We start from the raw sequence: 25412 nt of genomic DNA on the forward strand, positions 1-25412 counted from the left end.
GGCCTTCAGCTCGGCGACCTTAGCCAGCCGGCGTTCGGTGACGGCGGTCAGGTCCGGGTCGCACTGCGGTTTCGGCTCGCCCGGCCCGGCTTTGAGAGGGGCCCGCTGCGGAATCCGGTGTTGATCTCCGTCAGATGCGCGAATCGGAGCTTGGCCAGGTCGAGTTGGGTGGACTTGAGGTCTCCCGGGCTCTTGGGCTGACGCCCCCGGTCGGCGCCTGCCGCGACGGTCCGCGACGAGGACCGGCAGTGCGGGTGATTGGCCAGGAAGCGGAAGGTCAGGCACTGCCGACTCCCGTCGTGCCCGATCAGGTGGACGCGTCCGGTGTGCGGCTCGCGCCTCTCGACGTGCCATTCATCCTCGTCCAGTACCAGTGCGGCACCCACCGACAGGTCCAAAGCCGCGGCCGTCATGCCCCCACCTCCCCGGACACGATCACCGACGCGTCACCCAACGGCTCCATCAGGTCCAACCCGATGCAGCGATGCCACAACAGGTGCAACAGGTGAGCCCGTGCCAGCGGAGGATAGGCGCCGGAAGCCGCCAGTTCGCCGAACCTCCGCCCCACGGCCGCCCCGGCCATCAGGCCCGGTTCGACGCCGAGCGGGTCCGACTGCGGCCGACGGCGCGAAGACAGCCAGTCCAGCGTCGTCCGCACATGTCCCCGCCAGCCCGCTGCCACCGCAAAGTGCCACCCGCAGGCCTCGGCCAGTTCACCAGCAGGGGCGAACGACTCCCGGTCCTTCTCCTCGATGAGATCGGCCGGGCGGACGTCGATCAGCCAGACTCCCGTCCGCGTCAGCACCAGGAAGTCCGGTGTGTGCTCGCGCGTCCCGTCCACGGTGGTGAAGACGAGCCGTAGCGGCTGCGGCAGCACCTCGATCACCTCGCCGGCGAAGTCCAGAGCCAGCAGCAGCTGGGCCTCTTCCAGGCTCTCGAAACCGTGCAGCCGTCGCGTGCTGAGCAGGAACTCCAGCCCGGGCCGGTGCCGCTGGTCACGCCGCCAGGTAAACCACCGCATCGGCCCCAGGCCGTTCAACGCGGCCCGCGCCAACTCCGCGACCGCGTACGAAACTTCCTCACCTGCCGAATGCCAGGTCACCGACCACCGTTGCTGCCACCCCGCAGCGAGGTCGAGTCCGAGCCGGCTCTCGGACACCGACACCGAGGCCAGCAGGTCATCCCACCGGCACCGGTGGGACCACAGCGCAGGAGGAGACCGCGGGGCCTCCCCGACACCACCGTCCTGTACGCGCTCGGGAAAGTACGCCATCTGACCAGGGAAGCCGCAGGGATGTACAGAGCGATGCGGAACTTCGAAGCTGGTGTCAACTGGACCGAAAAACAGGCGGAGGTGTCAACAAAGAACGACCTTCCGGTGTCAAGTAGAGCGATCAGACCGGCCAGAGACCCCAGGCCAGCCCACCATCTCGGTGTCATTTAACTCGAAAAGTCGCAGCTTCCCGGAACGACGGGTGTGACTGGGCGCGGTAGCTGTCACCTGGGCGCAGCGTCTGTCACCAGCTGGCCCGAGATCGCGCTTCGCCCGGTTGTCGCCAGCTGGCGTGTGACCTGGTGACAGCTTCGACGCCCAAACGGTGACAACCATCGCGCTCAACTCGACGCTCGACCCCAGTTCGCCGGGGTCCAACGGTGACAGCTACCGCGCCCAGTCACACGGGCGGGGCTGCGCGGACTGCCTGACCGTGCGCGGCCCCGGAGCGGCCCGGGCGCGGATCAACGGTGCGCGGGTTCTTGTACACCGCCGCTTGGTCCCATTCAAGGCCTGTAAGCAGCCGACAGGACCGAGCCCCTGAAGATGTCGCAGGTCACAGCTATCGAATGAGGGCCGCGCATCAGCCATGCTCACTCGGGCCGCGCTGCTCAACTCCCCTTGCACAGCTAACTGCTGACCCATTCACAGCCCTTCCGGACTCAAGCAAACGTGTTTGTCCGCCCCCCACTCCACGACACCGATCGCACTGCTACCAGGCTCCACCCACCGGCGCGCTCGCGCACGCCCTGTCCCGAAGGACCGCCGTGACCACCCATCCCTCGCCCGCCGCCCCGACCTCTCCCGCCCAGCCCCTGGTTCCGGCCCCGGCGCCCTGGCCGGCCTCCCGGTGGAGGAACATCGCGCTCGCCCTCGGCGCTCTCTCCTACCTCCAGTTGATGGCGATGGTGGTCGTCCTGTGGATCCCCTACCCGTCCGTCCGCGAACCGCTCCAGGTGATCGGCGGGATGCTCGTCTTCGCCGCCATGGCCCTGCCCGCCTGGATCAGCGCGGTACGACAACGATGACCCACCCCGCTCACTACCCCTTGCCGAAGGAGCAGCCTGCGGTGCCCCGGCAAGGGCACCGCAGAGGTTGACGAACAGCATCGTCGCCTGCGGCGGCCGGCATCCTCAGGTGTCGCCGACCGGGCCGCCGCTCAAGTCCCTGGGGATGCGGGGCAGGATGCCGCTGACCGCCGCGCGGCGCGGGTGCAGTGCCCGGTCCAGCAGGTCGAACCAGTCGGTCGCCGCAAGGAACGGCTTGTCGGCGAGGTGCACGTTCCACTCCAGCAGCCCGGTCCAGGAGCGGACCCGCTCGACCGTGTTGGTGTAGGCGAACACCGGCCCCGTACCGCAGCCGTGGTGACGGACCGCCCACTTCACCGGGCGTGCCCCGGGTGTCAGGTGGAACAGCGCCCGGGGGTCCGCACCGGCCCTCGCCCGCCAGACGCGCAGCGCCCGGTCGGCCTTGGCGGTGTCCACTTCGAGGACTCCGTCGCCGTCCGATACCTCGCCCAGGCAGACGTCGCACACGGCCACCAGGTCGTCGATCATGCGCGGCCCCGTTCTCTGCTGCTGCCGGAAACCTACCCAGCTGCGAACCGGCACATCGGCCCCGGAAAGGTGAACTACCCCTGCACGACGCCGAGACCGCGAACCGCAGATCCCCGGAGTGCCGAAAGGGACACGTTCACGAGGAGGACAGCGACAGAAGGACGACTCAGGAGGCGGACGGCTCGATCTCCCCCGCAAAGACGATGACCTGGTCGATGAGGCTCCGCCGCAGATGGACGACGTCCGTTCCCGCCAGGCGGGGGCCTCCATCCGGCGTGGTGAAGACCCACTGGTACCGGGCCCACTCGTCAGGCATGTCCACCGCTGAGCAGCGCACCATCGTGCCGGTCCCCGCCGGGTGGCGCCGGATGTCCAGCACGAACTGCTCGACCGCCGCGATCCCTTCGCTGCGACCCAACGGCCCCCAGAAGACCACGTCTGAGGTCAGGGCCTGGGAGAGCAGGGCAGTCACATAGCTGTCGTCCGAGGCGTTAAACGCGGAGATGAACGTGTCGATCGCGGAGCGTGCCGTCTCTTCCTGCATGCCCCAGTAATACCAGCCGTCGCGCGTGCACTCGTCCCGCGAGCCGCCTTCCGATCACGGTGGACCATCCCGGTCACAGCACTAGCAGCCACGGCCGCGCAGCGACTGCCACACGGCGCCACAGTTTGCCGGACCATCCGATGCGCCGTGCGGTGGAAGCCCCCCCCACGTCACTCCTCATCATTCAGGTGTCACCGGCACGAACGGAAGACTCAGCATTGAACATAACGCCCGAGCGGTTTGTTGAGCAGTGCCCGGCGCCGTGCCCAGGACGAACATCCTGCAGCAGCGGGCTGTGCGCGCACCGGGACCCCCGTATGCGCCGAGCACGGCCGGCGCCGCTCCCGTTCGCAACAGAGCGCTGCAGCCCCCTTGACGCTGATCAGCGGGCGGACCGTAGCCGTTCGTCACGCTCCCGAGGAGTCCGGCAGCACCGTGAGCGGCAGGTCATCGCCGTCGAACAGACCAGGCTCCATCACCCGGCCGCACCCGTCACAGTCGATCGGAACAGGAAGACCGTCGTCTTCCGCGTCGTCGAACTCGTCGTCCGGTTCATTCGGGCCCTCCACTACCCCCTCCAGGGCCGGCCCGCACCACGCAAGGCCTGCGCCCCGCCTCTCCCCGCTGCCCGGCCCCGCCTCAACCAGCAACACCCGCCGGTACGGAAGAAGTACGGTTCGGATCCGGTTGGCCTGCCCGCGCCTACACCCTGGCCCGGGCCGTTCATCGCAGCCAGGCGGTGAGGACGTAGCCGTTCGGTGTCCCGAGATGGATCGTCCACATCCCGCCGGGTGGAGGCGCGGGACGGCCAGGGCTTTCAGGCCGCGCCGGACCGCGCATGCACCGCACGGACGCCCGACACATCGATCTGCCGGGCAAGATCCCACGGCGAACGCGATATCCCCGAACTCTGCGATCTCTGCCCGCCGAACAGGACGGGTCCGCAGCGCAGGTAGGTGAAACCGGAAGCCGCAGCCCCGTCCTCAAAGCAAGGAAATCACCCCGCCGTTGATGCCTCATCGGCCCTCGGATGCATCTTCGTGACCTCCCTGCGGACCTGGGCGCAGGCCGGTCCGGACACGGCGGAAGGCATCGCCCACGCCATCATCGGCTCTTCCACTGCTCGTACGGGAGCGGCCCGGCGGCGTCGCGGCGGGCGCGGTGGTGGTTACTGATCTTTCGGGTGCGGTGTCGGATGGTTTGTGATCGTCAGTCCGGTGCCGGTGAGGCAGCCTTCGATGAGGTGTCTGCGGTACTGGATCTTTCGGAGGCCATGCCGCAGAGCACGGAGCAGGTGTTCCTGCTCGGCGAAATTGGTGTTGCTCTGGGAACTGCGCCGCAGCAGGGACCAGATGCCCTCAACGGGGTTGAGGTGTGGTGCGTATGGGGGCAGGTGGAAGGCAGTGAGCCAGTCCGTCGCGGCGATGAACTCGCGCATGCCGGCCGCACGATGAGTGTTTAGATTGTCCCATATCAACACAATTGGAGCACCGAGGTCATGGTGTGCGGCAACCAGCAGATCGCGGAAGTCGGTCCAGGCGAAGCTGCGTCGTCCGGCCTTGGTCGTACTGTCCTTGGACTTGTGCGACAGGTGCCGGTAGATCAGGCGCGAGCGTTCACCGGGTCGGTAGCAGCACAGTGCGGCCACCGAGATGCGTCGCCGGGACCGGCCGCGGACGCGCACGACGGGTGTGTGTCCGCGCCGGGACCAGGTGCGCGAGGTGGGCGGCGTCATCGTGAACCCGGCTTCGTCTTCGAAGACGATGAAGGCTCCGAGCGCCGCCGCGGTGTTTCCACCTGCGGCCACGTGTCCCTCACCCACCCGGCTATCGCCGTTTCGTCGCGTTCCACGGCCCGCCGGGCGGGGGCCTGGGGGCTCCAGCCGTGCCGATGCAGCATCTGCGCGATGGTCGACAGTGCCAGGCTCTTGTGGAACCGGCGTCCGATCAGCGTCCTGATCCTCGACAGGGTCCAGGTCTGGTCGTCCCAGCCGTGGGCGACGGGCCCCTTGTCCAACTCCTCTTCCAGCACTGCGAACAGGGCCTCGCTCAGCTTCGGCCGGGCCGCCGAACCCTTCGAGCACAGAGCCGTCTCCCCGCCTGATTCCCAGGCACGGCGCCACCGTTGCACCGACCGCGAGATCAGTCGGCATCAGATCGACGACGCGGCGAACCGCCGTTCGCATCGCCTATGACGACGTGGTGGTCGTGCTCAATCCCGTACTCGCTGCCAGGGCTCCCGCCACGTTGACTGCTTCGTCGCAGAGGTTGCCACTTGCGGCTCCTTGCCCTCCGATGGAAGACAACTGGACGTTGATACTCTTGCCTGACGGTGCGTCAATACTGCTGTAGCAGCTGAGGTTTTGGTTTGGCAGCTGCCCCTTGAATAGCGTTCGACCGGCTTTCTGCTGGCGCACTGCCTGAGTCACGCCCTGGGACTTCAGCCAGTTCTCTGCACCTTGATCGGCGAATGTGACCATCAGAGTCCGTCCCGGTTCCCACTCTTGTGGCGCCAGGGAGCAGGAGCTCTGGGCGACATCGCCCGGAGAGGCCAGGGGCGGCTCCACCGCCTCGAACTTGCCATGCACCTTCAGTGTTGTTTGCGCACCCTCCAGGGCTACGCAAGGGGTCTTTCCTTCGATAGTAACTTCGCTGCCAGAAGCTTTAGTTGAGACATCGGCAGATTTCTTGGCTCCGGATCCGCAAGCCGCGACAAAGGCCATCAGGGCAAGGGAAGCCCCGATGCGCCCCAGGCTGTGGTGTTGCCTCACGAGACATCCCTTCCATTCGGCCTTTACAGCCATGCACCTACGCGCCGCATTTTAGGTCACGGCTCGCCCACAGCGAGCCGGGCAGGACCGGCGGGGCGCCACGGATCGCTAAATGATCTTGAATCGTCGCAACGTGATCGGCATCTCAGAACGCTGAAGATTCTACTGGAACCAGCGAGCAAGATTCACCATCTCGCAAACATCAGAGCTCCCGAAATATCCCTTTTCTCCAGCTCCCCAGAAGTCGCTATGCCGAATTTGCACCATTTTCGCGATATCGATTTCACTATAGGAAACATTTACCACCCTTTGACATTACTCCGTTAGTGATCGCATGATTTCCCGGCGCCAGAGGAATGGCGCCAGAAAACGGGAGATATAAAATGCGCAAGACTTTGGCTGCGGTCCTGACCGGACTGTTCAGCGTCGCACTCTTCGCCGCCCTGCCGGCCAACAACAACGAAGCCAGTGCCATGACCTTCGACCCTAACGCCTGCCTCGACCTCAGCCAGGTTCAGAAGTGCACGAACCACGTCCTGTGGAAGAACGTCCCTCTTGCCGGACCGTACCCGGTCGGAAAGTGCCGCCCGTACGTTGCCGTGAAGGCTGGCTCTTGCTGATACGGGTCTCGCTCTGATTAGCTACTAAGGATGCCGGGTCACCGAAACAGGCGGCCCGGCATTCTCGGTTTCTGTGGACACCGAAGGTGCCTTCGCCACTCGCCGCCCCACGTGGCGTTCCCCGGCCCGTTCTCCACACCCATTGGCCCCCGGGTCCGGTGGTATGTGCCGTCTTTGGTGCCGTGGCGATGACCGTACCGGTGGAGACGCGCCCGCTGCGCCGGTACGCCGATGGCCCCCACCGGGCAGTAAGCGTGCGTTGCCCAGGACCAGCCCGTACGAGACCCTGGGGCCATGTCACGCGGCTGGGGAAGAGTGCAGCGGGCGTACTGGCCCACCTGCGCAGTGAACCCGCCGGGCGCAGCAGGATCGACGGCGCTCCGCTGCTGGTCTCCGTCAGCCAACTCGCCTGCGTTGTCACGAGGTGGCCGAGCCGAGCGACGCCCAGCGTGCCGCCGTACGGCGGGCCGTACGCAGCCTCCAGAAGCAGGAGCTGATCGAGGTCCAGCGGCGCGGTGTCGGCCGGGCCTACCGCCAGCGCCGTGCCCATCCACGCCGTACGTATCCGCGCTACGAGTACCAGCTCGCCCCCTGCCCCGGGCCGGAGCAGGACTGCTCGGGGTGCACGGTCGGCGACGTGGCGCGCTTCGACTTCGACCGTGATGTGGTCGAACTGTTCCTGCACCACTTCGGCGACCTCACCGAAGCCAACCGGCAGCTCGGGCGGGCCACCCTGCGCGGATGGCACTGGTACTCGGAGGAACAGCCCCGGCCCGACTCGGACTACCGCACGTACAAGGTCGAAATCACCGAACTGTGCGCGCGGCGCGCCCTGACCGCAGACGAACACGCCCACGCCGAGCAGCAGTTAGGTGAGCACCTCGCCCCATACGTGGCCCGGAGACGGGCAGCGCGTGGCGGTAAGGGCGAGAGCGGGTGATAGAGATGGTGCGGCTCCGGCCGTACTGCGTCCCGTCACGGGGACCGGGGCCTTGCCCGCACACTCCATGCTGGCGCGAGCCGGGAGGGAGCGTAGACCGTCCGGGTGGGCGCCCGCGACACGGCTGCGGACGCTCGTGGCCTGGTGTCAGCGGGGGATGGCGTCGATGAGTTCGCGGGCGCCTTGGCGCAGGAGCGAGACGCCGACGGACATACCGTTGCGCCGCCGCCGCGACACCCAGCTGTGCAGCGTGCCCGAGTGGATGCCGAGCTCCTCGGCGACCTCCGGGATCGGCCTCCCGGTCTCGATCACGATGCGTACAGCACCCTCACGAAACTCTGGCGTGTACGCCCGTTGCTTGGACCCCATGAACCTCAACTTCCCCTGCAATCACGGACATCTCACACTGAGCGGAAGGCGGAGAGCGTACCCCCGCGCGCGGAGTAGTCGTTAGACCACTCAGTGCGACAACATGACACGTTCGAGCTAGTGTCGGAATTGTCAGGTTTATCCACCGACAATGTGGAGTTCATCGTGAGTCTCATACGACGCGCCACCGTTGTGGTCGCGCTTTCCGCCGCAGTCATAGTTCCCGCCGCCGCGTCCGCGCAGGCGGCTCCACAGCCCGCTCCTCGCGTAGCGGCCGACGACGACGGTTTCTGGTGGCACCACCACGGGGGCGAGCACAAACTGATCGACATAGACATCCTCTGACCGGGCCCCGGTCAGAACAGCACGGGCGCGCGCCCGGAACGGGGTACAGCAGCGCGTAGACCTCGTTTGGCGACCTGGTGGCCATGCCAGGCTCCTTCGCACCCGTGTTCCGGCGATCTCGACCGCCATCGTCACGCGGCCAGATGGCTCAGCCCGCAGACATCTCTCCGTCAGCGCAACATCCCACCCTTTCGGCGCAGATGGCTCCCACTCTCGGCGAGACCCCAGTGGCTCCCAAACTCCGCGAGACGGTGGCTCCCATCAACCCCGACAGAATCACCACGTCACCCGCCCTGCGGCCTGGGACCAGGCCGCAGGGCGATCGCTCTTCGCGACGGCAGGCCGGTGCAGGGGCGCAGGCTTCTTCACGCCAGGTTCGCCTGAGCCGCCCATGTACGGAGATCAGCACAGGTGGGGGTGGCCAGGGGGGAGCGGCCCATGAGGGTGGTCAGTGAGTGGCGGAGTTCTGTTCTGAGTCGGGGCAGCCAGAGGCCGGTCCGGCCGCTCTGGTAGGTGAGCAGCCGCAAGTAGTTGAGGTCCGCCTGTTCGGTCGGGTCCGTGTGCTCGGTCGGAATGGCGGCGAGGATTTCGAAGTCCGGCTTGGCGGTGGTCGCAGCGGCCACGGCGGCCAGGGGAATGCCGTCCAGCGCGGCGATGGTCCGCGGGCTCCCGGTGACGACGGCATCGGACACGATCGCGTGGAAGGCCAGGGCCCCGAACGTGGCGATGAGGCGTTCGCCCTTGTCCCGATCGATGTCCCAGGCGTGCAGGCGTTCATGGCGTTTGGTCACCCGCCACGGTTCCTGATCAAGGAGGGGCAGAACGTGACGGCCGAGCCGTACGCAGTGGCGCCACACGGCGCCGCGGTCCGAAACCACAAAAACGCCTCCTCGAACCGGCGACCCGGGGCGTGTCGCTGGGCTGCTCCGCCCCAGTGTCCCCGGCTTCACGCGCTAGGGGGATGCTCCCGGGCCTTGCCTGCACCTACGAGCCTGGGCGCGGCCCCGGGCTGTCAGGGGGCAACGAGGTCTGCCCACTGGTCGGCGAGATCAGGTCCGGGTTGCGGGATGGGGCCGAAGTCGTCGAACTGGCCGATGTCGAGGTCCTCAACGGCGTCCTTGACGGCGGCTTCCGGCACGGCCTGGTTGGCGCTGGGTAACTGGTAGCGGACGCTGACGCTCATCGGTGTCCCGGCGTCGGTGACAACCTCGTGCGGCACCGGCATGTACTGGCACGGCTCGCTCTGCAGCAGGGCGAGCTGCCGGGCCCAGTACTGGGCGTCGCGGAGCTCGCCGCGCCGTAGATGCAGCAGGTACAGGCACAGGGCGCTGGTTGCGTTCCCCGCGCCTGGGGCGAACTGCCACCAGAACTGGGCCCCTTCCTCTTTGTCGGCGAGCACCGGCAGGCAGGCGAAGGCGAGCGGGCCGCCGGGATCGCGTGCGGTGTCGAAGCGGGCGATACGCCGGGCGGCGTCGCCGTCGTGGACGATGCCCTGGCTCAGGGTGCAGGTCGCGGGCGGCCCGCTCGTGGAGGGCGCAGGGGGCATGCCGATCCCGGCGGTTCCCGGGCCGGCGAGGAGCTGCAGCCACCTGAACTCGCCCAGCTCCTGGGTGATCCGGCGCCGGGACGCCTCCAGGTCCCTGCTGGTGTACTCGCCTTCGAAGACCCGTGCCGGGCCAAGACCTCCTCGATGCTGCGCGCTGGCCGCATCTGCCCATCACTCCTCATCATCGGTGTCTTCGTCGACGTCCAGCCCCATGTCAGCGGCGAGCCGGCGCTTGGCGGTACGGCGGGTGGAGCGGACCGTGGCCTCGCAGATCCCCATCACCAGAGCCGTGGTCCTGGTGTCGAAGTCCAGGGCGAACTGGAGGACAATGACATCAAACTGACGCTCCGGGAGCCGCACCATCGCGGCAAACAGGCCCATGGTGTCCTCGAGTTCCGTAACCTGCTGGCGGAACTGCGCGCGGAAACTGTCCAGGATCGGGTCGGTGGCCGCGCGCACGGCGCGGGCGAAGGCCAGCGTCTCGGCCGCGGCCCTTCATCGCCAGCTCGGCCCACACCCATTCCTACAGCGCCCAGGCGTAGGAGCCGACGTTCTCCTGCTCGGTGACTGTGGCCCAGACCACGGCCAGGTAGATGAACGTTCCGTCGACCAGGCCGCGTACGGCCTCGTCATCGCCCAGCTGGATGCGCGCGTACTCCAGGTAGGGCTGGTGGTACAGGGCGTGGTACGCCCAGAACTCGGGCGGCAGGGCCTCACTCGGCTCGCGCGTCGCGTATTCCGCGGGGTCCTGCGGAGGCTCGGTCATCACCGCTCCCCCTCGTCCAGCGGGGTGGCGCCGGGGGCGGGCCGCCGGCGTCTGCCGCTCGATGAGAGTGGCTGCTCCGACGCGCACCCCGGCGCCGAGCAGGCGCCGTAGCACCGACCGCACATCCGGCGCATATGCGCGCGCCGCGGCCGGTCGCGGCCCGCTCCAGACTGTCGTTGAACATCCCCGCCATCGGTCCTGCTTTCCGTCGTCCATGATCGTCGTGCGGGTCGTGCTGCTCGCCGGGCTGTTCACGACGCAGCCTCCTCGCCATGCGGGCGGCTGGCGTGCTGCGCCACGAGTCCGCGCCAGTCGATTCGCTGTACCGGCTGTGGAACCCGTCGTCGGGGCCGCGCCGGTATCCGCCGGGCTGGGGCCCGGTGCGGTCTGGTCCTGCCAGCACGCATCGCACCGGCCCTCGATCACGATCCGCACCTCGCGCGGAATGACCTTTCGGCGGCTGCAGCAGACCCGCTCACCTCGCGGCCGCGGCACCCCCGGCGACGGTGGCGTGGGCGTGCTGGTCGGCTCGCAGCCGGGGCAGACTCCGAAAGCGCCGGGGCGCTGGCCGTGTTCGCGGCACAGGCCCTGCGCGCTACGGCGGTCTCGCAGGCGGGCGGCGAACTTGTCGGCGATGACGTCGGCGCACACGTCGCAGCGATGGCCGGTCGACCACATGGTGCCGGCCTCGCAGTCGAAGTGTCCGCAGCCCCAGCGCGAGAGTGCAACCCCGAGCAGCCACCGGCCCGGGTCACGCATGCGATCCGGCCGGAACGCACCGGCCAACTGCTGCGCCGACTGGCCGCGGACCAACTCCTCACCGACACCGACGACGCTCCCGATACCACCATGCCTGGCTTGATCCGGCCCTGCCGCAATGTCTCAGTCCGGTGAGCCCCTTCCGCTACGCCCCTGGGCTTGCGTTGTGATCGAGCCAGCTCACGATTTCGTACGGCATCTGTTCGGCGAAGTCGAGGACGGGCTCCACGAGGTACTCCCACAGCGGCTCGCCGCCCAGGCGCGAGGCGGCGGACAGCCGCACCCCGTCGACGTTGGCCTCGGTGGTGAACGGCGTACCGGTCCGGGAGCTGGTGAGGTCGAGGCGGGCCCCGCGCAGCCCGGCGAGCAGGCGCTCGCGCAGCTCGTCATACGGCAGCCACATGCTGTGCTCACGCGCGACCAGGAGCACGCTGGCCGGCACCGAGAACGCCTCACACATCTGCCCGAGTGTGGGCTCTTGCCCGCCCAGCTCTTTCAACTCCGCAACGGTCAGCGCCGGGGCTCCCTTGACCAGGCGGTGCAGGACAGCGAAGCCGGCCATGGCGCTCGCGCTCGCGTGCCGCCAGGTGATCTCGCCGATAGGGTTTTCGGAGGCGAGTGCCGCGTTGCACATCTCGTCCACGGCCTGCCGGTAGTGGGCGAAGGGGAGGTCCGGCGTGAGATCGTCCACCACATCGACCTGGGCCATCAGCCGGGCGGACTGAGCACGGGTCAGTTCCCATTCCGACCGCAGGAAGACACAGGAACGGCTCAGCGAGCGCAGCGCATCCCACTCCACCTGCGCGACCGGACCCAACGCATCCGGCATGGGAAACCGCGACGACCCCATCATCCCCTCCTCCGCTGGCGTTGACCGCAGGCTACCGCTGCCAACGAGCACGGTGCAGGTTCATCCAACACTGTCGCCCCGCCGGGGCTGTCTCCTGCGGGCCCACGCCAGCCCGGCTCCAAGGCCGGCTCAACAGGGAATCCCCCGCTGAGGGGTGCGCCGGTAGGTCACGTGCGGTGCGGGGCCCCGGTGGCCGGCGAGCGCGCGCCGGGAGCCGTGCGAGGCGGTCTCCCGGGTACGTACCGGTCCGATGGGTGCGGCCAGCGTCCCGGTACGAGCCCATCCCGGACTGCTCGCAGGCCAGTACTCCAGTCCAGCACACCACCCTGACACTCGGGCCCGGTACGGCGATCCTCAACTCACCTTCGGGCAACGGGTAGCGACTGTTCACGCCACTGCCGCGGAGCGATCCTCGGCCTTGAGCTGGTGAGCCGCTGACATGGGTGCGGCCCGCGTGGCAGGGTCTTCGGTGATCGTGAACTGGCCTGTGAGCGGGGAGAGTTCGTGGAGGCACGGATGTGGGCGGCGCTGGTCGGCTCGGTGAAGAGCGCGTACACGGCGGGCCTGGGCCGGGGGGGGCAGTGCCGCGCCCGGTCATCATGCCGCTGGTTCGCGGTGAGCTCGTCGGCCTGATCTGGGTCCGCCCGATCAAGGTGGGCGAGGACACACTCAACCGGATCGCGGAACTCGCGAACGTTGCCGCGGCCGCGAGGGCGGACGAGGTCGTCCTGGCGTGGGAGACCCATGACGTGGCGACCGCCTGTGAGCTGCCGGTCGTCGGCTCGGCGCCGTGCCTGAACATGGTGCGCGCCACCGCGGCCGGGCACGAGCTGCACCGGTTCCCGTACGACGAGGAACTCCTGGCCCGCAGCCCTGAGGGCTGGGCATCAGTCGCGCCCGACTGGAGGCCGGCCCCGCCGCCGCAGCCCGGCGGCGAGCTGGTGCCGCCCATCCAGGCCGCGGTGAACTTCGCCTTCACCCCCTTCGAACTCAACCACCCGGATCCGTTCGGTGTCACGGTCGTCCTGATGGAAGAGCAGGGCTACAGCGTCCGGCTGACCGAAGCGTTCGCCCGCTGATCGGCTGTCGTGGTGGCCCGGAGTCTGGATGATCCTGCACCTGCCCGGGTATGGGCGGCTGACGAGCAGTTCCCCTTCGTGAGCGACAACAGCGGCAACCCGGTGCTGGCGGCGCGAGACCGACTCGCCCGACGGCACTGGCTGAACCGTATCGAGCGGGCGCCCAGGCGTTCACCGTCCTCTCCCTGGTGGCCGTCGTCACTGGTGTCGTTGTCTATGTCCACTGGCCGCCGTCGAACGCCAGGTCGGAGCGCGGGATGTTGCTGTAGTCGATGGTCATGGTCCGCTCCACGACCTTGCCCTGCGCATCGCGGTAGATGCGCTCGGTTTCGAAGCATGCCGTATCTGACGGAACTCCGAGCTGTCGAATCTCCCACTCGTTTGGCATGCGGGCGCAGCTGGTCGTCTCCACCTTTACGGCGTGCTGGTGCAGTTTCAGCCGAGCAGGCTGCGCGGCCGGGGCTTCGCGGGACTCGGACTTGGCTGGTCGAGGAAGAGCCATCTCTCGCCTCCGGGGAGTAGGCCGTCAGGCGCCGACGAACTGGCGCAGCATGGCGTCGAGGTCATCGAGGGTTTCCTCGACCGTGCTGGCTTTCAAAGCGTCGAGGAACTCGATGCAGGTGGCGGCGTAGCTCCCCAACTCCAGGATCATGTCGAGGAACTTCGCTTGGTCCTCAGCCCATGTCTTGGCGAAGATCTGCACGGAGCTTTCCATTCGGTCGTCGAGGAACAGGCTGCGCATGAGCGGAGTCAGGTCCAGCTCGTCGGCTCCCTCGGGGTCGAGTTCGCGTTGAACCTCGGCGAAGCGGTCCAAGAACTGCTCGGGAGTCTGGCCGCGGTGCTCGGCGAGCATGAGCGTCAGACCGCTGCTGGCGACGGCGGAGCAGGTGGCCAGCAGGAGCCCGTTGTCCATCCCGCCTGCGGCCATATCGGCCTCGGCCGCGCGGGATACGACTTGGACCGCTGGGGACTCAGGCTTGCTCTTCGCTGTGCGGGAGGCCGGATCAAGCGAGGCGCGGAATAGGTCCATGGCAGGCTCACGCGAGGTTGGCATTCGTCCATGCTGACGGGAAACCGACTGACGGGCTGCCGTCTTACTGAAATTGCCGGACAGTCAGGTACGAGCACTCACCGTAGCTCTCTGGCCGGCGTCGGGCCTGCATACGAGCGTCTCCTGGCCGACGACGCGATCGCGAACTGCCCGCTTGTGATGGCTTGTTGGCCCCGTCCTGTCAGTGGCCGTCGATACTCTCACCTCCACGGGCCGTGACGATGCGATACGTGCAGCCCGGTATCGGGCCGAGTGGATGGACACCCATCGGCAGCAACGCGCCGAACGGCAGGAGCAGGAGCGCAAGGAGGCCGCCGAGCTGCCGGCCGAAGCGGTCCAGCAGCTGAGCCCGGACGAAGGCGGGATCTTCGGCAGGATGCGCCAGTCCGCATTCGGCCGGTACCGCGGCCGCGACAGCCAGCGCTACACGATCACCGAGCACCACCGCTGCTGGCTCCTGGCCTCCGTGGAAGGCGTACACCCCGAGACCGAAATCTGCTACGACTCCCCGATCCTGCTCCTGGAGAACGCAACCGTCGTACGGGTGTGGCAGGACTTCCGGGGCGGGGCGCCCAACGAGTTCGCCTCCTCCCTGGAACCGACCCCGGTGGGCCAGGACTACTTTCCGATGCTCGGGGCGGACAAGAACTGGGTGGGCGAGCTCAGAAAGCGCCTGGGGGAAGCCTTCGTCCGGTACGAACGGGGCGCCGTCAACGCCGACGGTTGACCATGATGCGTCCCTCCGCGGCGCCGGTGGCGTCAGGACGCGGGCCGGGGACGACCCGCTCTCCGCGGGTGCCAGTTGGAATTCCCCAGGACACTTGGCGGTCAGTCCTCGCCATCGGGCTCCACATCGCTGTCCACGTCGTCCGCCTCGGGTTCTTTGTTCAGTGTTTCTTCGATGAAATCTTTTATTGCGTTCTCCACCTTATTTTGAAGGTAGGTGAATTCGTCTTCCGTGATTGTTCCCCGTTCCGCGTCCATGATCTGCCGATGAAGCTCCTGCCGGAACCTGGAATTTCTAATATCGTTCCCAACGATGCTGATTTTGTAGCTGATCCAGTCCGCTTGGAGGGGGTAGGAGGGCGAGAGGGCGAGAGGAGGGTTCCCGCCTGGCCCCTGCTCGCTCGCGTTCTTCATTGTCGCCTTTACGTCCAGCTCGATCGCAAGCCCTTCATTGGCCAGTTGGGCGCGATAGCGGCGCAATCCCGTCTCCATTGCCAGCTGCTCCGTGTTGACGGCATTTGTGCCGACCACGAGATTGCCGGGAACGTTCGGGCCGCTGTCGCCGTCCCCGATCAGATGGCACCACTCGTACCGGGCCAGAGTGCCTTGCCTGCCGCCTGAACCCCCTGTGTGATCCATCCACTGGTGCGCCTGAGTTCCGCCCATCGCCGTGGCGGTGCTTCGCCCAGCACGGGAGCTGCCGGGAGGGACGGAGTTCCCCTGCTGGCGTCGCACCGAACTAGGGTCGTGTATTTCTTGCCGGGAGTAATCCATATCGAATTCCTGCTCCGTTCCAAAATCGCGGCTATCGCCCACAAATCGGTCGTCGTCCATGCCTGTCTGTTTGTAGAAAATAAACGGCTGGTCGTCTGAAGTCGGCAGCGCCTCGAACAAGTTGGGGTCAGGATCGTCATCCCGCATGGACAGGTCCATCTTGTGGGCTGTTATAAATTCTTCCGGATCCTCAAGCCGACCCGCCCAGAAGTCGGGATTCAATGCCCACCGGCGGCCATAGAGGTAGGCTCTCCCCTGTGATCCCCTGCCGTTCGATCGGGGGCTCTGATTGATCACCTCGAACGGTTTAGAGCAATCGATATACGATAGCGAAGAGAAGTCGTTTATTAGATTTATCTTGTAGGTGAAATAATCGGACTGATAAGTTGCCGGGAACCTTGACTGAAGGGCGCCCGTTCGCGTTCTAGGATTAACTTCCACCCAGTCGACCCGCCTCAGCAGCGTTACGCCGGGGATTGACCCATCCGGAAGTTGAGGCAAACCATAAGGAAGCTGATTTAGGGCGAATCTAGGCTTGGTGGCCATTACGCCGCCTGCTCCCCCCTCGTGGATGGAATCAATGAACATGGTGTGCATGTCGGTCATTGCTTCAGCCTGTAGGCGTCGGTCGTCCAGGGGGACGTTCTCTTGGCGCTCTTGCGACGATTGGCTGGGCGTGTAGTCAAAATAGGGGAATGAACTGGTGGCTTGGGACGAGGACTGCGACTGGAACTGAGACGGGGTTGGAGTGCTTGAACCCAAACTCGACTGGCTGTATTGGGCTGTCTGTTGGGAGTCCATATGGATGTCCCCGTCGCCATCGGGCGTCCAGTTATTCCCGGACCACATCCGTTGGACAACACCAGCCTGCCCGGAAGCCGGACCGACGTGGTGCCCCGGCTCGGCCTGGGGCGCGGGCGCGGAGCTCATGACGCGGTGCGCATTGGCCTCGGCTTCCCTCTCGAAGCGGTCGGACGGGTCGGAGACCTTGAGCCCGTCACCGTTGTCGATGCCCGCGACGGGGCCTTGGCGTTGTTGGATGACGTGGGTGAGTTCGTGGGCGAGGGTGTGCTTGTCGCTTCCGCCGTCGCCGATGACGACATGGTTGCCGCTGGTGTAGGCCCGGGCACCGACCTCTGCCGCGGAGGCCTTGGCCGCACTGTCGTTGTGGATACGCACGTCGGAGAAGTCCGCGCCGAGCCGGCCCTCCATGTCCGTACGCGTCGCGTCGTCCAGGGGACGCCCGCCGGAGCGCAGGACGTCGTGGACGGCGGAGCGCTGCACGGCGGGCTGTGCCGCCTGTCCGGGCTGTTGGTGCCCGCAGCTGGCGCCGTGCTGGTGCTGCTCCGGCTGAGCCCAGGCGTGGCCGGCCTGCCGGAGCATCTGGACGACGGCCGCGTTCCCGGCGGTTCTCTGCAGGGCAAGGAGACCGGCAGGTATGCCACCACCCCGCGCGGAGGCCTTGGCGGCGGAAAGGTCTGGCTTCTTACCGTCGGTGGTCTGGGCCTGGGCCTGGTCGTTGGAGTGCATCGAGTCCTCTCGCAAGCTGCTGCTCGCGGTGCTGGGCCGGGGGAGCGTGGCCGACAGGGGACATCGGCGGAGGCTCCGTGGGGAAACGCATGAGGTTTTCAGGCGGCGCCAACGCTTTTCTAACCTCTCCAAGTACCCGGCGTTAGCGGGAGTTGGCCGCGACCGTGGCGCACGGCCGCAACCAGGAGGACGAGGCAGTGAAGCTGTTCACCCAGCGCGTCGAAGACCACCGCGGCGAACAGCGCCGCCGCCAGCAGCAACTGGACCATCCCGCCGACCAGCCCGCGCCCTCGGCAAGAGCCGAGGCTCCGGCCCGGGACCGGGAGATCAGGTGGCCTTGCGGCCGAACAGATAGTTCTTGGGCATGCGGGATGTTGTAGTCAGGCCCGCCCCTTCCCTGACCGGCACTCCCGGGCAGACAAAACCGCTTCTGATCGCCGACGCATCCGGCTAGCGGGGCCGGCCGGGCCAGGTCTGGAGCAGGTGGCGGATCTTGCTGGGGTCCTCGCCGGTGGTGGCGGCCGTGTCGTCGACCGAGCAGCCGACGGCGCGGAGGACGACGGCCTGGTACTGGAGGCGGGAGTCGGTTTGCAGCGGAAGAGAGCGGGCGTGGCGGCGGATGTGGGCGCTGTAGCGCGCCCATGCCTCGGCGGTGGGGTTGAGGGCGGCCACGATGGCTGACCAGTGTGCGAGGAGGTCGCCGAACGCAGTGCGCACGACGGCTTCGGCGGTGTCCGCGCGGGCGAGGTGGGCGTGGGCGTAGGCCTGGTAGCAGCGGAGGTGGGTGGCGTAGAAGGCTTCGAAGGCGGGAGGGAGCGTGAGTGCCGGTGTGCTGGCGGCGGGCGGAGGGCTGGATTGGGTGAGGCGCATGGTTCCTCCCCTTTGAGGTGCGGGTCGGCGGGGCTATCCGAAGGCTTCGGCCATGAGGTGGGGCCGGGTGGTGGAGGACGGTGGGGTCATCGGGGCGGGGCGGGTCGCGGTGTGCCAGAGCGGGCGCAGGTCGGCGGGGCGGCCGCCGAGGGCGAAGACGAGGCGGCTCGTGGCGGACCAGCCCAGCAGGTGAGGGGCGTTCAGCGCGCGCGCAATGTAGCCGATGGTCAGTGTGTTGGCGGTGGCGGCGCGGATGCGCCACAGGTCGGGCCGGTCGGCGGCGAGGTAGAGGCCGCGGAGCGCGTCGCGCAGCTGGATGCGGGCTGCTTCGGATTCCTTGGGCGGGGCGGCAGACTGCGGGAGTACCGGCAGAGGAGCGGGCTGTGGGAGTGCGGGCAGGGGGACGGGGCGGTGGGCGTTCTCCCACAGGGTGCGAAGTTCGTGCAGGTTGCCGTCGCATGCGGCGACCAGGTTCTTGGCGACCGTCCAGGACGGGCGGCGTGCCCCGGCGAGGAGGCGGGAGAGGTGGGAGGGGGAGATGCCGGTCTCGGCGGCGGTCTGCCTGAGCGGCTTGCCCGTGCGGCGTTGCAGAAAGGAGAGGGCGCTGGCGAGCTGTTGCGGCGGGGTCTGGGCGGCGAACGGGGCAGTGCCAGTGTCGGAGGCAGCGGTCGCGGTGTCGTTGTCGTTGTCCGCGTCCGCTTCCTCGGTGGGCGGGCGGCGCTGGGACGGAACCGTCGGGGGGACTGCGGGCGGGGCGGCCTGGCGGCCGGCGCGGGAAGCCCGGTAGGTGTCGAGGCGGCGCGTGATCATGCTCATCGGCCACTTCTTGCGCAGCCGTTCACCGCTGAGTCCGAGAGGTGCGCCGAGCTGGTCCCAGGTCTGGCCGCGTGCCCGGCCGCGGCCGATGTTCAGCGCCGTGAGGGTCTGCAGGCTGCGGTGCAGCGCGGCTCCGTGCCACAGCAGTTCATGCGGGGTCGCACCATTCTGGATCGCGGCCAGCAGGTCGTTGGCCAGCTGGTCGATGTCCTCGCCGACCGCCTGCAGATCGTCGTCAAACGGGCTGCTCCCAAGTGCGGGCGCCTTGCTCCGCCGGCTTGCTGACGCCTTGCACCCCGGGGAGCAGTAGAGATAGGGGCGGCCCTGCTTGCGCTCCTGCCGAAAGGGCGTACCGCACTGCGGGCACGTGGCGTTCCTGAACGCGCCAGCTGCCATGACTGAGCCCCTTCCGGGGGAAATGCGGGCAGATGTTTACGGGGGCCGGGGTGGTCGTCCCCAGCCGGTTTTGCAGCAAATTCACTGGCCGTCCGCGCAACGTCGACTCGTCGGGTGCCGGGGCCGCGCTCGGCGGCCTCGGCACCCGACGGTGACGGCGGATCGGGTCAGTTCAGGCGAACTCGCCGGTAGGAGACGTACGTACGCTGTGCGGCCGCCGTCACGAACACCGTCGCCAGCGGCACGCTCCACTCGCCCGGCATCCCGGTGATGACGACAAGGGGCAGGACCAGGACCGCGAGGAAGAGACTGCCGCCGACGGTGACCGTCAAGTCATCGCCGCCACAGGTTTCCCGGGCAGCGAAGGGCGGGATGATAGCTTCGGCACCGTGCGCCAGTGGCCCTAACAGGCTCTGGCTTACTGATCGGTTCACAGACATGGCGAAGTCCTCTCCGAGGGAGTCGTTCGTGCCGGGGACCGGCATTTGTGTGATCGACAGGCCCTGGCTCGGTTTGGTAGGCCCCGCCAGGGTCACTGTCTTTTTCACCGGTGCACCGCACCGGCAACCGGACACTACTTCTGCCTCCCACCGCCACGCCACGCGCACGGAGCGTTATGGCCGGAGACGACCATCCCTCGCCGCGCAAACCCTCTCTCTCGCGCCAACTAGCCAGTACAGGCAGGCTCTTTCACATTCGATCAGATGCAGAAGTGAACGATCCGATGATGCCCCACATCGATCGCCTACGGAGCAGTTGTCACGGATCGTGGCACCTTCAGAAGGCGCCCCATGAATACGCGGCAGCCGGTCCAGGCCACGCGCTCTTGTCAGGCCCTGCGCATGGTGGCCATGTGAGACACCTCAGCTTGGCGGCGCCTGCCTCCTCGGGCCGCCGCCGCTTCCGTTCAGCGGGATCAGCGATTCCACATGGGCGCCCTTGACCCAGGCCCCCAGCAGATCACGGTGGAGAGCCACGATGTCCTGGCGCACGGCCAGGCCGAGGGCGGCCTTCGTGAAGGTGCGGCAGGTGGTGACGAACAGGGCGACGTCCGCGCCGTGTTCGAGGCGCGCGGTGCCGACGAACTTCTGCATGTCCTGCGAGGACACGCTGCGGTGCGGCGCGTACTTCTTGCACTGGATCACGAGTTTGCGGCCGTCGGCCAGGTAGCCGACGACGTCGGCACCCAGGTCGCCGCTCTTGCCGCTGACGACGACCTCGGTGCAGCCGTCGCGGCGGCACAGGTCGGCGACGTAGGTCTCGAAGTCCTGTCACGACAGAGCGTCGACCTGCGCCATCGACAACTCCCGTGCCTTCGCCTCCTCCTGCGCCCGCAATCGCCGGTCCTGGCCCACCGCGGTGCGGTGCGCGCGCCACAGTACCCAGCCGGCCCCGCCCGCCACCGCCACGGCGAGCACAGTGGCCAGGACAGGCCACACCGACGCCCAGTGCCCGACCAGCCACACCACTGCGGCCGCCCCCACGACCGAGCTCCAGCCCTGCCTTGTCTGCGCGTCCGCTTCGGCATACGCCGTCGCCGTGCTGCCATCACGCCCCCGCTCGCCCCGACTGTGATCGCAGTCTGGAAGCCCCCACGAGCCTCGGCAAGAGAGCCTCGCTGTCCTGTCGGCGCTGCCTCCAGTCTTGATCTGCGGGCTTGCCAGCAGCGCACGGGTTCGGCCGGGCCACCTGCGAAACCCCTTTCCGGTTTGCGCAGTTGATGAGCACCTGTTCTCAATGTGACTGCATGAGATCGGAGTTGGCTGGTGTAACCACTGTGTCCTCACGTGTCGTGAGGATTAGATTGCGACAGATGATCGAACTTGTGCCGCCGTAGAAGTCCGTGGAGGGGGAAAGAGCGGTGGTTGCGTTACCTGTGACCCCTGGTCGGTGGCGGGATCGTGTGCGGGCCTGGCACTGGTCCGTTGTGGAGCGACGGATCGGCCGGGCCGAGGACGCGGTGCGCCACTTCCCGGACTTCCCGGACGTGGCGTGGGACGACATCAGGGGCGCCTACCGGCGCCCGGACCGGTCGCCGCTCGCCTCCCACGCGGCCTTCACCGGATCGGTCCTGGGGCGCGCATTCGGGCTGGGGCTGCTCGCCTACGTCTTGATCACCGGGGGCTTTCAGATCGCCGCCGACGCACAGCACCGTTCCCTGGACGGCGTGTTCGTCCACGCCCCGCTCTACTTCTGGGGCGCGGCCGGGTTCTTCGCCGTGATCACCCTGATGAACCAGGTCGTCGACCGTGGCATGGGCGTCCCGGAACGGAGTGAGGATGCCCTGATCTCCACGACACTGGACGTGGTGGCTGCGTGCGGCCGGCTGGCGGGCGCGGCCATCGGGCGGGAGCGGGCAGAGAGCATCGGCGACATCCACCGGACCGTCAGGCTGCTGAGCAACCAGTTGCGCAAGAACGCCCGCTGGGCCGCCGGAGTGCCCTGGTACGGCGGCCGCGCCGCCCTCATCGCCCACGCCCGACGGGTCCGCCGACAGCTGGCCGAACCCCTGGACGCCCTCGTCACCGCGGAGCGGGACGCGGCCCTGCGCCGACTGTCCGGCTACGCACTCGCGACCGCGACCGCGCAGGCCCGGGGCCTGTACGGGGAGCTCCTGGCGGAAGCCGACCTGCCGCCGGATCCCGGCCCCGAACGGGGGCGCTGGCTGCGCCTGTTGCTGGTGGGCGCCACGGTGGCGGCCAGCGGCGCCGTGGCCGTGTTCGTCCTCACCAGGACGATGGGCGTATCCGGGGAAGCCGCGATGGCACCGCTCGGCCTGGTCCTCTTGTACAGCGCCGTGGCCGCTGCCAAGGCGACCAACACCTGGACCTTGATCTCCTCCGTCCTCGACCGCACCAGCCGGGCTCGCCAGGGCGGCAGCCCGCCCCATGGCCCCTGAACCCCGGCACAGCCCGCCCCTCCCCCGGCCGGTGCGGAACACGGCCGCAGCCGATCCGGGCCGTACGACGGAACCACCACCAGTGATCGATTCCTGACGTGTTGTCAGTGCCGGGTGCTTGCATGTCTGCTGCGCACGGAACGGGCGCAGCAAACAGGGGAGGCACACCCATGCCGAAGGTAAGTGAGCACATACGCGGTGGTCACACGGTCCGTCAGCATTCACGCTGGGCGGCCGGCGGGCGCCAGCAGCTGGCCATTCTCGTGATCGCCCTCGTGGTGGCCGCGGGGGCAGGCACCATGCCCGCCGCGGGCGGTGGGGGAAACACCCCACGCCCACAGAACAGCACGGTATATCCGGTGAAGTTACCCGGATCGCAGGTACCGCCGGCCAGGCCGAAGCCGACGGTGACCTATCCGATTCCCTGGGACCGGGGCCGGGGCTGACCGAGGACCCGGAAGCCACCGGGCCCGGCTCGTGGGGCCAGCCGTAAGGTGACGGGTCCCGGGAGGGGCGGGGGCGGAGAGTCTATGGGGGAGGTGCCCGTGCGGGCAGTGCTGGTGTACACGGTGCTCTGGAGTGGTACGGCCGCAATCACCTGGCGGTGCTGGACGAAGTGGCGCCGTGGCGCCGACCGGCTGTGGGCCGAGCGGTGGGGCGTACTTTCCTGGACTCTGTTCCTGCTGGCGTTCGCCGTGCTGATGACGCTCGCGCTGTTCGACGCCACCTCGCTCCTCACGGGCGTCCTCAGCGTGCCACTGCTCCTGGCCAGCGGAGCCTGCCAGATAGCTAAAGGGGGCGCGGCCCGGCGTGCCGACGCCGCAACCCGCGCGATGTGCACCGGCCTCGGGCTGCCGGTCGCACGCCGCCTGTGGAGTCCCACCGCCGTGGGTGCCCTGTGGTTCGGTGCCGCCTTCCTGTGCTTGATGGCCTGGCCGACCGTCACCATCACCCGGGCGGCGGCCCACGACCGGCAGCAGACGCCCGACGAACGGGGGGGGCCGCGGTGGACCAGGCCTTCGAGCATTCGCTGACGGCCGTGTACGTGGTCATCGCCCTCGGCACCCTGCACTTCGTCGTCCAGATCGTCCGCCACGACCGGGAACAGCGACGCGTCCGCGCCGCCGAACAGGACTACCTCGCCTCGGCGGACTGAGCTCAGTTCATTGAGAGGCCGGGGCGACGAGGCGGAAGCCGACACCGGGTACGGTCTCGATCAGGTCGGGCATGCGCAGCTTGGCGCGCAGAGCCGCGACCTGCAGGTCCAGGGCACGTTCGGTCACCGCCGAGTTGGGGTGCCAGACCTCGCTGATGATGTGCTCCCGTCGCAGGAGCACGCCGGGGTTCTGGGCGAGCAGGGCGAACAGGACGAACTCCTTGCGGGTGAGGTGGACGATGGAACCGTCCACGCTGACCTGCCGTTTGGACGGCTCGATGTGCACGGGCCCCAGGCGCAGGACCGTCTGGGCACTGGCGCTGCGCGGGGCCTGTGCTTGAAGGATGCCGAGCACCTTGCTCGCGTGTCCGTAGCCGGACGGGAGTGGACGAGGACTTCGCCGAGTGGTACCCACGGGACGGGCGGCCCGGCCTGTCGCACCGGCAGGCTCATTCACCTGGCTGTCGGCTGGTCCGATCGCTCCCCAGACACGGGGCACGGGCAGGAACGCGGCGACGAGACAGACGGCGGGCCGCACCGTCACCACAGCCCGCCCCTGCTGCGCCAGAACGGCGTGAACAGTCAAAAGAGATCTGGCGAAGCCCGCAGCACCACGGCCGGAATTACGGCAGACGTCCACAGCCAGAGCAGAACGAGCACGCTCTTGCCAGAACATTCGCACACCGGAAGGAAAACTGATGAGCACGAATGAGGAACTGATGAATGTTCAGGTCTTCGAGGAGGTCGTCGCCACCTTGGGTGAAGGTGACGGGGGGGCTTTTGGAAGGGACCTGCGAAGCCGTTATCAACCAGGCCAAGGAGGATCTCCAGAACTTCGACAGCGCGCTGGCCAGCAAGGACTTCAAGGATCTGGAAATTCAGGCCCATAAACTCCGGGGATCATCAACTGCCATCGGGGCCAAGCGGCTCGCGCAAGGCTGCCAAAAGCTCATGGAGGCTTCTGCCAACAAGGAACCGGAGCGTTCAGCACAGGACCGGATCGCTACCTGCAGTGCCATCATCGCCGAGATCAGACGCGACTACGACGCCACCAAGACATGCCTCAAGTCGCATTATGGAGACGACCTCGACAAGGAAACCTCTTTGGACTGAGCCGATTTGACGGGCGGAGCGGGATCGGGCGCCAGTTCACCATGTGCGGATCAGAAATATCCATTCGCGCGGGAATTCAGTGCACGGGCTGGCGGACCAGTCTTCGCTCGGAGGCTGAGGTGCCGCCGGACAAGTCCCTGGGAACACGGGGCAGCATGCCGCTGACCGCCGCACGGCGCGGATGCAGCATCCTGCCCACCAGGTCGAACCAGTCGGTCGCAGCAAGGAACGACTCGTCGGCCAGGTGCACCTGCCACTCCAGTTCCCTGCCAAGTTCTGCGTGTTGAACTCTCCCGTTCGGGGCCATGTTTCCCGTGTGGTGAGAGACGCTCCAATCCACTTCATCGGGGGCTGGCCGGATATGACCGTTCGTCCTCTATGCATGCATGGTGGCGTCCTGCTGCGGACAGTTACAGGTCCAGCGGCTGGTGGATGACCAGTCGTCACGCCACCGCCAGGGAGCGACAGCCATGAGCGGCAAAGCCGATGAGCAGTCTCAGAGGACGCTGCAGCGTGATCAGGAAACTGATGCGTCGGCCGACAGGTCAGGCCGAAGCCGGGGCTCAAGGAAGGTAGCGGGCGGAGCACCGGCCGCCGAGCGGGGCTCGACCCGAGATGGACGTACCGGCTCCGGAGAACTGAAGCACGGGGCGTTACTGTCTGA

General features: G+C 67.7%; 31 protein-coding genes and 2 pseudogenes. 10 read left to right on the plus strand and 23 right to left on the minus strand.

Annotation, left to right across the window (positions count from 1 at the left end; all coding sequences use genetic code 11):
- Positions 1-47: 47 nt before the first annotated feature.
- Both ACSHXC_RS00400 and ACSHXC_RS00405 read right to left on the minus strand, forming a co-directional pair.
- Positions 48-413, minus strand: coding sequence for a hypothetical protein (locus ACSHXC_RS00400; RefSeq protein ID WP_438289571.1), 366 nt, complete (start codon positions 411-413; stop codon positions 48-50).
- Positions 410-1165 (minus strand): TnsA-like heteromeric transposase endonuclease subunit, encoded by a 756-nt coding sequence (locus ACSHXC_RS00405; RefSeq protein WP_438289572.1) that lies wholly within the window; start codon positions 1163-1165, stop codon positions 410-412. Before ACSHXC_RS00405 ends, ACSHXC_RS00400 begins: the two co-directional genes overlap by 4 nt.
- Before the next feature lie 875 nt (positions 1166-2040).
- Between ACSHXC_RS00405 and ACSHXC_RS00410 the strand changes: the two genes are divergently transcribed.
- Positions 2041-2301 (plus strand): hypothetical protein, encoded by a 261-nt coding sequence (locus tag ACSHXC_RS00410; protein WP_438289573.1) that lies wholly within the window; start codon positions 2041-2043, stop codon positions 2299-2301.
- A 105-nt stretch (positions 2302-2406) separates the two neighbouring features.
- Here the strand turns inward: ACSHXC_RS00410 and ACSHXC_RS00415 are convergent, their stop codons facing one another.
- From ACSHXC_RS00415 to ACSHXC_RS00435, 5 genes and pseudogenes are all read right to left on the minus strand, one after another.
- Positions 2407-2829: a hypothetical protein gene (locus ACSHXC_RS00415; RefSeq protein WP_438289574.1), complete on the minus strand. Its 423-nt coding sequence runs from the start codon at positions 2827-2829 to the stop codon at positions 2407-2409.
- 166 nt (positions 2830-2995) lie between these two features.
- Entirely contained in the window at positions 2996-3373 is a 378-nt protein-coding gene (locus ACSHXC_RS00420; protein WP_274346434.1) for a nuclear transport factor 2 family protein, read from the minus strand.
- Positions 3374-3780: 407 nt separating this feature from the next.
- Positions 3781-3942, minus strand: coding sequence for a hypothetical protein (locus ACSHXC_RS00425; protein ID WP_438289575.1), 162 nt, complete (start codon positions 3940-3942; stop codon positions 3781-3783).
- A gap of 599 nt (positions 3943-4541) precedes the next feature.
- A pseudogene (locus ACSHXC_RS00430) lies at positions 4542-5521 on the minus strand (IS630 family transposase); the annotation flags it as partial.
- Between the two features lie 40 nt (positions 5522-5561).
- Positions 5562-6176, minus strand: coding sequence for a hypothetical protein (locus ACSHXC_RS00435; protein WP_438289576.1), 615 nt, complete (start codon positions 6174-6176; stop codon positions 5562-5564).
- Between the two features lie 350 nt (positions 6177-6526).
- Between ACSHXC_RS00435 and ACSHXC_RS00440 the strand changes: the two genes are divergently transcribed.
- Both ACSHXC_RS00440 and ACSHXC_RS00445 read left to right on the plus strand, forming a co-directional pair.
- The gene (locus ACSHXC_RS00440; protein WP_438289577.1) at positions 6527-6763 is read left to right on the plus strand and encodes a hypothetical protein; all 237 of its coding nucleotides are present in this window, start codon (positions 6527-6529) and stop codon (positions 6761-6763) included.
- A 424-nt stretch (positions 6764-7187) separates the two neighbouring features.
- Positions 7188-7703, plus strand: a complete 516-nt coding sequence (locus ACSHXC_RS00445) for a hypothetical protein (protein WP_438289578.1) — start codon at positions 7188-7190, stop codon at positions 7701-7703.
- 147 nt (positions 7704-7850) lie between these two features.
- On the opposite strand, the gene ACSHXC_RS00450 is transcribed toward ACSHXC_RS00445, so the two are convergent.
- Entirely contained in the window at positions 7851-8072 is a 222-nt protein-coding gene (locus ACSHXC_RS00450) for a transposase (RefSeq protein ID WP_438289579.1), read from the minus strand.
- Between the two features lie 165 nt (positions 8073-8237).
- Here ACSHXC_RS00450 and ACSHXC_RS00455 point away from each other — a divergent pair, with 165 nt between their 5' ends.
- Complete coding sequence (locus ACSHXC_RS00455) at positions 8238-8417, plus strand: hypothetical protein (RefSeq protein WP_438289580.1); 180 nt, start codon at positions 8238-8240, stop codon at positions 8415-8417.
- A 365-nt stretch (positions 8418-8782) separates the two neighbouring features.
- On the opposite strand, the gene ACSHXC_RS00460 is transcribed toward ACSHXC_RS00455, so the two are convergent.
- The 5 genes from ACSHXC_RS00460 to ACSHXC_RS00480 all read right to left on the minus strand — a co-directional run bounded on the left by ACSHXC_RS00460 (position 8783) and on the right by ACSHXC_RS00480 (position 12317).
- On the minus strand, positions 8783-9208 hold the full coding sequence (locus ACSHXC_RS00460) for a hypothetical protein (protein ID WP_438289581.1): 426 nt from the start codon (positions 9206-9208) through the stop codon (positions 8783-8785).
- Positions 9209-9429: 221 nt separating this feature from the next.
- The gene (locus ACSHXC_RS00465) at positions 9430-9963 is read right to left on the minus strand and encodes a hypothetical protein (protein WP_438289582.1); all 534 of its coding nucleotides are present in this window, start codon (positions 9961-9963) and stop codon (positions 9430-9432) included.
- A 171-nt stretch (positions 9964-10134) separates the two neighbouring features.
- Positions 10135-10422, minus strand: coding sequence for a sigma factor-like helix-turn-helix DNA-binding protein (locus tag ACSHXC_RS00470; RefSeq protein WP_438289583.1), 288 nt, complete (start codon positions 10420-10422; stop codon positions 10135-10137).
- 64 nt (positions 10423-10486) lie between these two features.
- The gene (locus ACSHXC_RS00475; protein WP_438289584.1) at positions 10487-10729 is read right to left on the minus strand and encodes a hypothetical protein; all 243 of its coding nucleotides are present in this window, start codon (positions 10727-10729) and stop codon (positions 10487-10489) included.
- A 904-nt stretch (positions 10730-11633) separates the two neighbouring features.
- Positions 11634-12317 carry a hypothetical protein gene (locus tag ACSHXC_RS00480; RefSeq protein ID WP_438289585.1) on the minus strand — a complete coding sequence of 228 codons (684 nt, stop codon included), beginning with the start codon at positions 12315-12317 and terminating at the stop codon, positions 11634-11636.
- Between the two features lie 602 nt (positions 12318-12919).
- On the opposite strand from ACSHXC_RS00480, the gene ACSHXC_RS00485 reads away from it, so the two are divergent.
- Positions 12920-13417 (plus strand): hypothetical protein, encoded by a 498-nt coding sequence (locus tag ACSHXC_RS00485; protein ID WP_438289586.1) that lies wholly within the window; start codon positions 12920-12922, stop codon positions 13415-13417.
- Between the two features lie 214 nt (positions 13418-13631).
- Here the strand turns inward: ACSHXC_RS00485 and ACSHXC_RS00490 are convergent, their stop codons facing one another.
- Positions 13632-13919 carry a hypothetical protein gene (locus ACSHXC_RS00490; RefSeq protein ID WP_438289587.1) on the minus strand — a complete coding sequence of 96 codons (288 nt, stop codon included), beginning with the start codon at positions 13917-13919 and terminating at the stop codon, positions 13632-13634.
- Between the two features lie 24 nt (positions 13920-13943).
- Complete coding sequence (locus tag ACSHXC_RS00495; RefSeq protein WP_438289588.1) at positions 13944-14330, minus strand: hypothetical protein; 387 nt, start codon at positions 14328-14330, stop codon at positions 13944-13946.
- 394 nt (positions 14331-14724) lie between these two features.
- On the opposite strand from ACSHXC_RS00495, the gene ACSHXC_RS00500 reads away from it, so the two are divergent.
- On the plus strand, positions 14725-15195 hold the full coding sequence (locus ACSHXC_RS00500; RefSeq protein WP_438289589.1) for a hypothetical protein: 471 nt from the start codon (positions 14725-14727) through the stop codon (positions 15193-15195).
- A gap of 101 nt (positions 15196-15296) precedes the next feature.
- Here the strand turns inward: ACSHXC_RS00500 and ACSHXC_RS00505 are convergent, their stop codons facing one another.
- From ACSHXC_RS00505 to ACSHXC_RS00530, 6 genes are all read right to left on the minus strand, one after another.
- Positions 15297-17498, minus strand: a complete 2202-nt coding sequence (locus tag ACSHXC_RS00505) for an eCIS core domain-containing protein (RefSeq protein ID WP_438289590.1) — start codon at positions 17496-17498, stop codon at positions 15297-15299.
- Positions 17499-17948: 450 nt separating this feature from the next.
- A complete protein-coding gene (locus ACSHXC_RS00510; RefSeq protein WP_438289591.1) occupies positions 17949-18368 on the minus strand; it encodes a hypothetical protein in 420 nt (139 codons plus the stop codon).
- A gap of 33 nt (positions 18369-18401) precedes the next feature.
- A complete protein-coding gene (locus ACSHXC_RS00515) occupies positions 18402-19580 on the minus strand; it encodes a helix-turn-helix domain-containing protein (protein ID WP_438289592.1) in 1179 nt (392 codons plus the stop codon).
- Between the two features lie 167 nt (positions 19581-19747).
- Complete coding sequence (locus ACSHXC_RS00520) at positions 19748-19912, minus strand: hypothetical protein (protein ID WP_438289593.1); 165 nt, start codon at positions 19910-19912, stop codon at positions 19748-19750.
- Between the two features lie 531 nt (positions 19913-20443).
- Positions 20444-20824: a restriction endonuclease gene (locus tag ACSHXC_RS00525; protein ID WP_438296362.1), complete on the minus strand. Its 381-nt coding sequence runs from the start codon at positions 20822-20824 to the stop codon at positions 20444-20446.
- A 27-nt stretch (positions 20825-20851) separates the two neighbouring features.
- Positions 20852-21064: a hypothetical protein gene (locus tag ACSHXC_RS00530; RefSeq protein ID WP_438289594.1), complete on the minus strand. Its 213-nt coding sequence runs from the start codon at positions 21062-21064 to the stop codon at positions 20852-20854.
- A 443-nt stretch (positions 21065-21507) separates the two neighbouring features.
- On the opposite strand from ACSHXC_RS00530, the gene ACSHXC_RS00535 reads away from it, so the two are divergent.
- The 3 genes from ACSHXC_RS00535 to ACSHXC_RS00545 all read left to right on the plus strand — a co-directional run bounded on the left by ACSHXC_RS00535 (position 21508) and on the right by ACSHXC_RS00545 (position 23635).
- Positions 21508-22479 (plus strand): hypothetical protein, encoded by a 972-nt coding sequence (locus ACSHXC_RS00535; RefSeq protein WP_438289595.1) that lies wholly within the window; start codon positions 21508-21510, stop codon positions 22477-22479.
- A gap of 545 nt (positions 22480-23024) precedes the next feature.
- Entirely contained in the window at positions 23025-23513 is a 489-nt protein-coding gene (locus ACSHXC_RS00540; protein WP_438289596.1) for a hypothetical protein, read from the plus strand.
- Positions 23486-23635, plus strand: a complete 150-nt coding sequence (locus tag ACSHXC_RS00545) for a hypothetical protein (protein WP_438289597.1) — start codon at positions 23486-23488, stop codon at positions 23633-23635. The genes ACSHXC_RS00540 and ACSHXC_RS00545 overlap by 28 nt, the downstream gene beginning before the upstream one ends.
- 7 nt (positions 23636-23642) lie before the next feature.
- Here the strand turns inward: ACSHXC_RS00545 and ACSHXC_RS00550 are convergent.
- Positions 23643-23957 (minus strand): annotated as a pseudogene (locus ACSHXC_RS00550) (winged helix-turn-helix domain-containing protein); the annotation flags it as partial.
- Between the two features lie 437 nt (positions 23958-24394).
- Between ACSHXC_RS00550 and ACSHXC_RS00555 the strand changes: the two are divergent.
- The gene (locus ACSHXC_RS00555) at positions 24395-24748 is read left to right on the plus strand and encodes an Hpt domain-containing protein (RefSeq protein WP_438289598.1); all 354 of its coding nucleotides are present in this window, start codon (positions 24395-24397) and stop codon (positions 24746-24748) included.
- A gap of 76 nt (positions 24749-24824) precedes the next feature.
- Here ACSHXC_RS00555 and ACSHXC_RS00560 read toward each other — a convergent pair whose 3' ends face one another.
- Positions 24825-24998 (minus strand): hypothetical protein, encoded by a 174-nt coding sequence (locus tag ACSHXC_RS00560; protein ID WP_438289599.1) that lies wholly within the window; start codon positions 24996-24998, stop codon positions 24825-24827.
- Positions 24999-25412 lie beyond the last annotated feature (414 nt).

It is taken from the genome of Streptomyces sp. HUAS TT7, from assembly GCF_051550175.1.
Taxonomy (GTDB): domain Bacteria; phylum Actinomycetota; class Actinomycetes; order Streptomycetales; family Streptomycetaceae; genus Streptomyces.

Coding starts and splice junctions, on each gene's coding strand:
- ACSHXC_RS00400 (WP_438289571.1), bottom strand. CDS start 413: ATGACGGCCGCGGCTTTGGACCTGTCGGTGGGTGCCGCACTGGTACTG.
- ACSHXC_RS00415 (WP_438289574.1), bottom strand. CDS start 2,829: ATGATCGACGACCTGGTGGCCGTGTGCGACGTCTGCCTGGGCGAGGTA.
- ACSHXC_RS00420 (WP_274346434.1), bottom strand. CDS start 3,373: ATGCAGGAAGAGACGGCACGCTCCGCGATCGACACGTTCATCTCCGCG.
- ACSHXC_RS00435 (WP_438289576.1), bottom strand. CDS start 6,176: ATGGCTGTAAAGGCCGAATGGAAGGGATGTCTCGTGAGGCAACACCAC.
- ACSHXC_RS00440 (WP_438289577.1), top strand. CDS start 6,527: ATGCGCAAGACTTTGGCTGCGGTCCTGACCGGACTGTTCAGCGTCGCA.
- ACSHXC_RS00450 (WP_438289579.1), bottom strand. CDS start 8,072: ATGGGGTCCAAGCAACGGGCGTACACGCCAGAGTTTCGTGAGGGTGCT.
- ACSHXC_RS00465 (WP_438289582.1), bottom strand. CDS start 9,963: ATGCCCCCTGCGCCCTCCACGAGCGGGCCGCCCGCGACCTGCACCCTG.
- ACSHXC_RS00475 (WP_438289584.1), bottom strand. CDS start 10,729: ATGACCGAGCCTCCGCAGGACCCCGCGGAATACGCGACGCGCGAGCCG.
- ACSHXC_RS00480 (WP_438289585.1), bottom strand. CDS start 12,317: ATGCCGGATGCGTTGGGTCCGGTCGCGCAGGTGGAGTGGGATGCGCTG.
- ACSHXC_RS00490 (WP_438289587.1), bottom strand. CDS start 13,919: ATGGCTCTTCCTCGACCAGCCAAGTCCGAGTCCCGCGAAGCCCCGGCC.
- ACSHXC_RS00495 (WP_438289588.1), bottom strand. CDS start 14,330: ATGGACAACGGGCTCCTGCTGGCCACCTGCTCCGCCGTCGCCAGCAGC.
- ACSHXC_RS00500 (WP_438289589.1), top strand. CDS start 14,725: ATGGACACCCATCGGCAGCAACGCGCCGAACGGCAGGAGCAGGAGCGC.
- ACSHXC_RS00505 (WP_438289590.1), bottom strand. CDS start 17,498: ATGCACTCCAACGACCAGGCCCAGGCCCAGACCACCGACGGTAAGAAG.
- ACSHXC_RS00510 (WP_438289591.1), bottom strand. CDS start 18,368: ATGCGCCTCACCCAATCCAGCCCTCCGCCCGCCGCCAGCACACCGGCA.
- ACSHXC_RS00515 (WP_438289592.1), bottom strand. CDS start 19,580: ATGGCAGCTGGCGCGTTCAGGAACGCCACGTGCCCGCAGTGCGGTACG.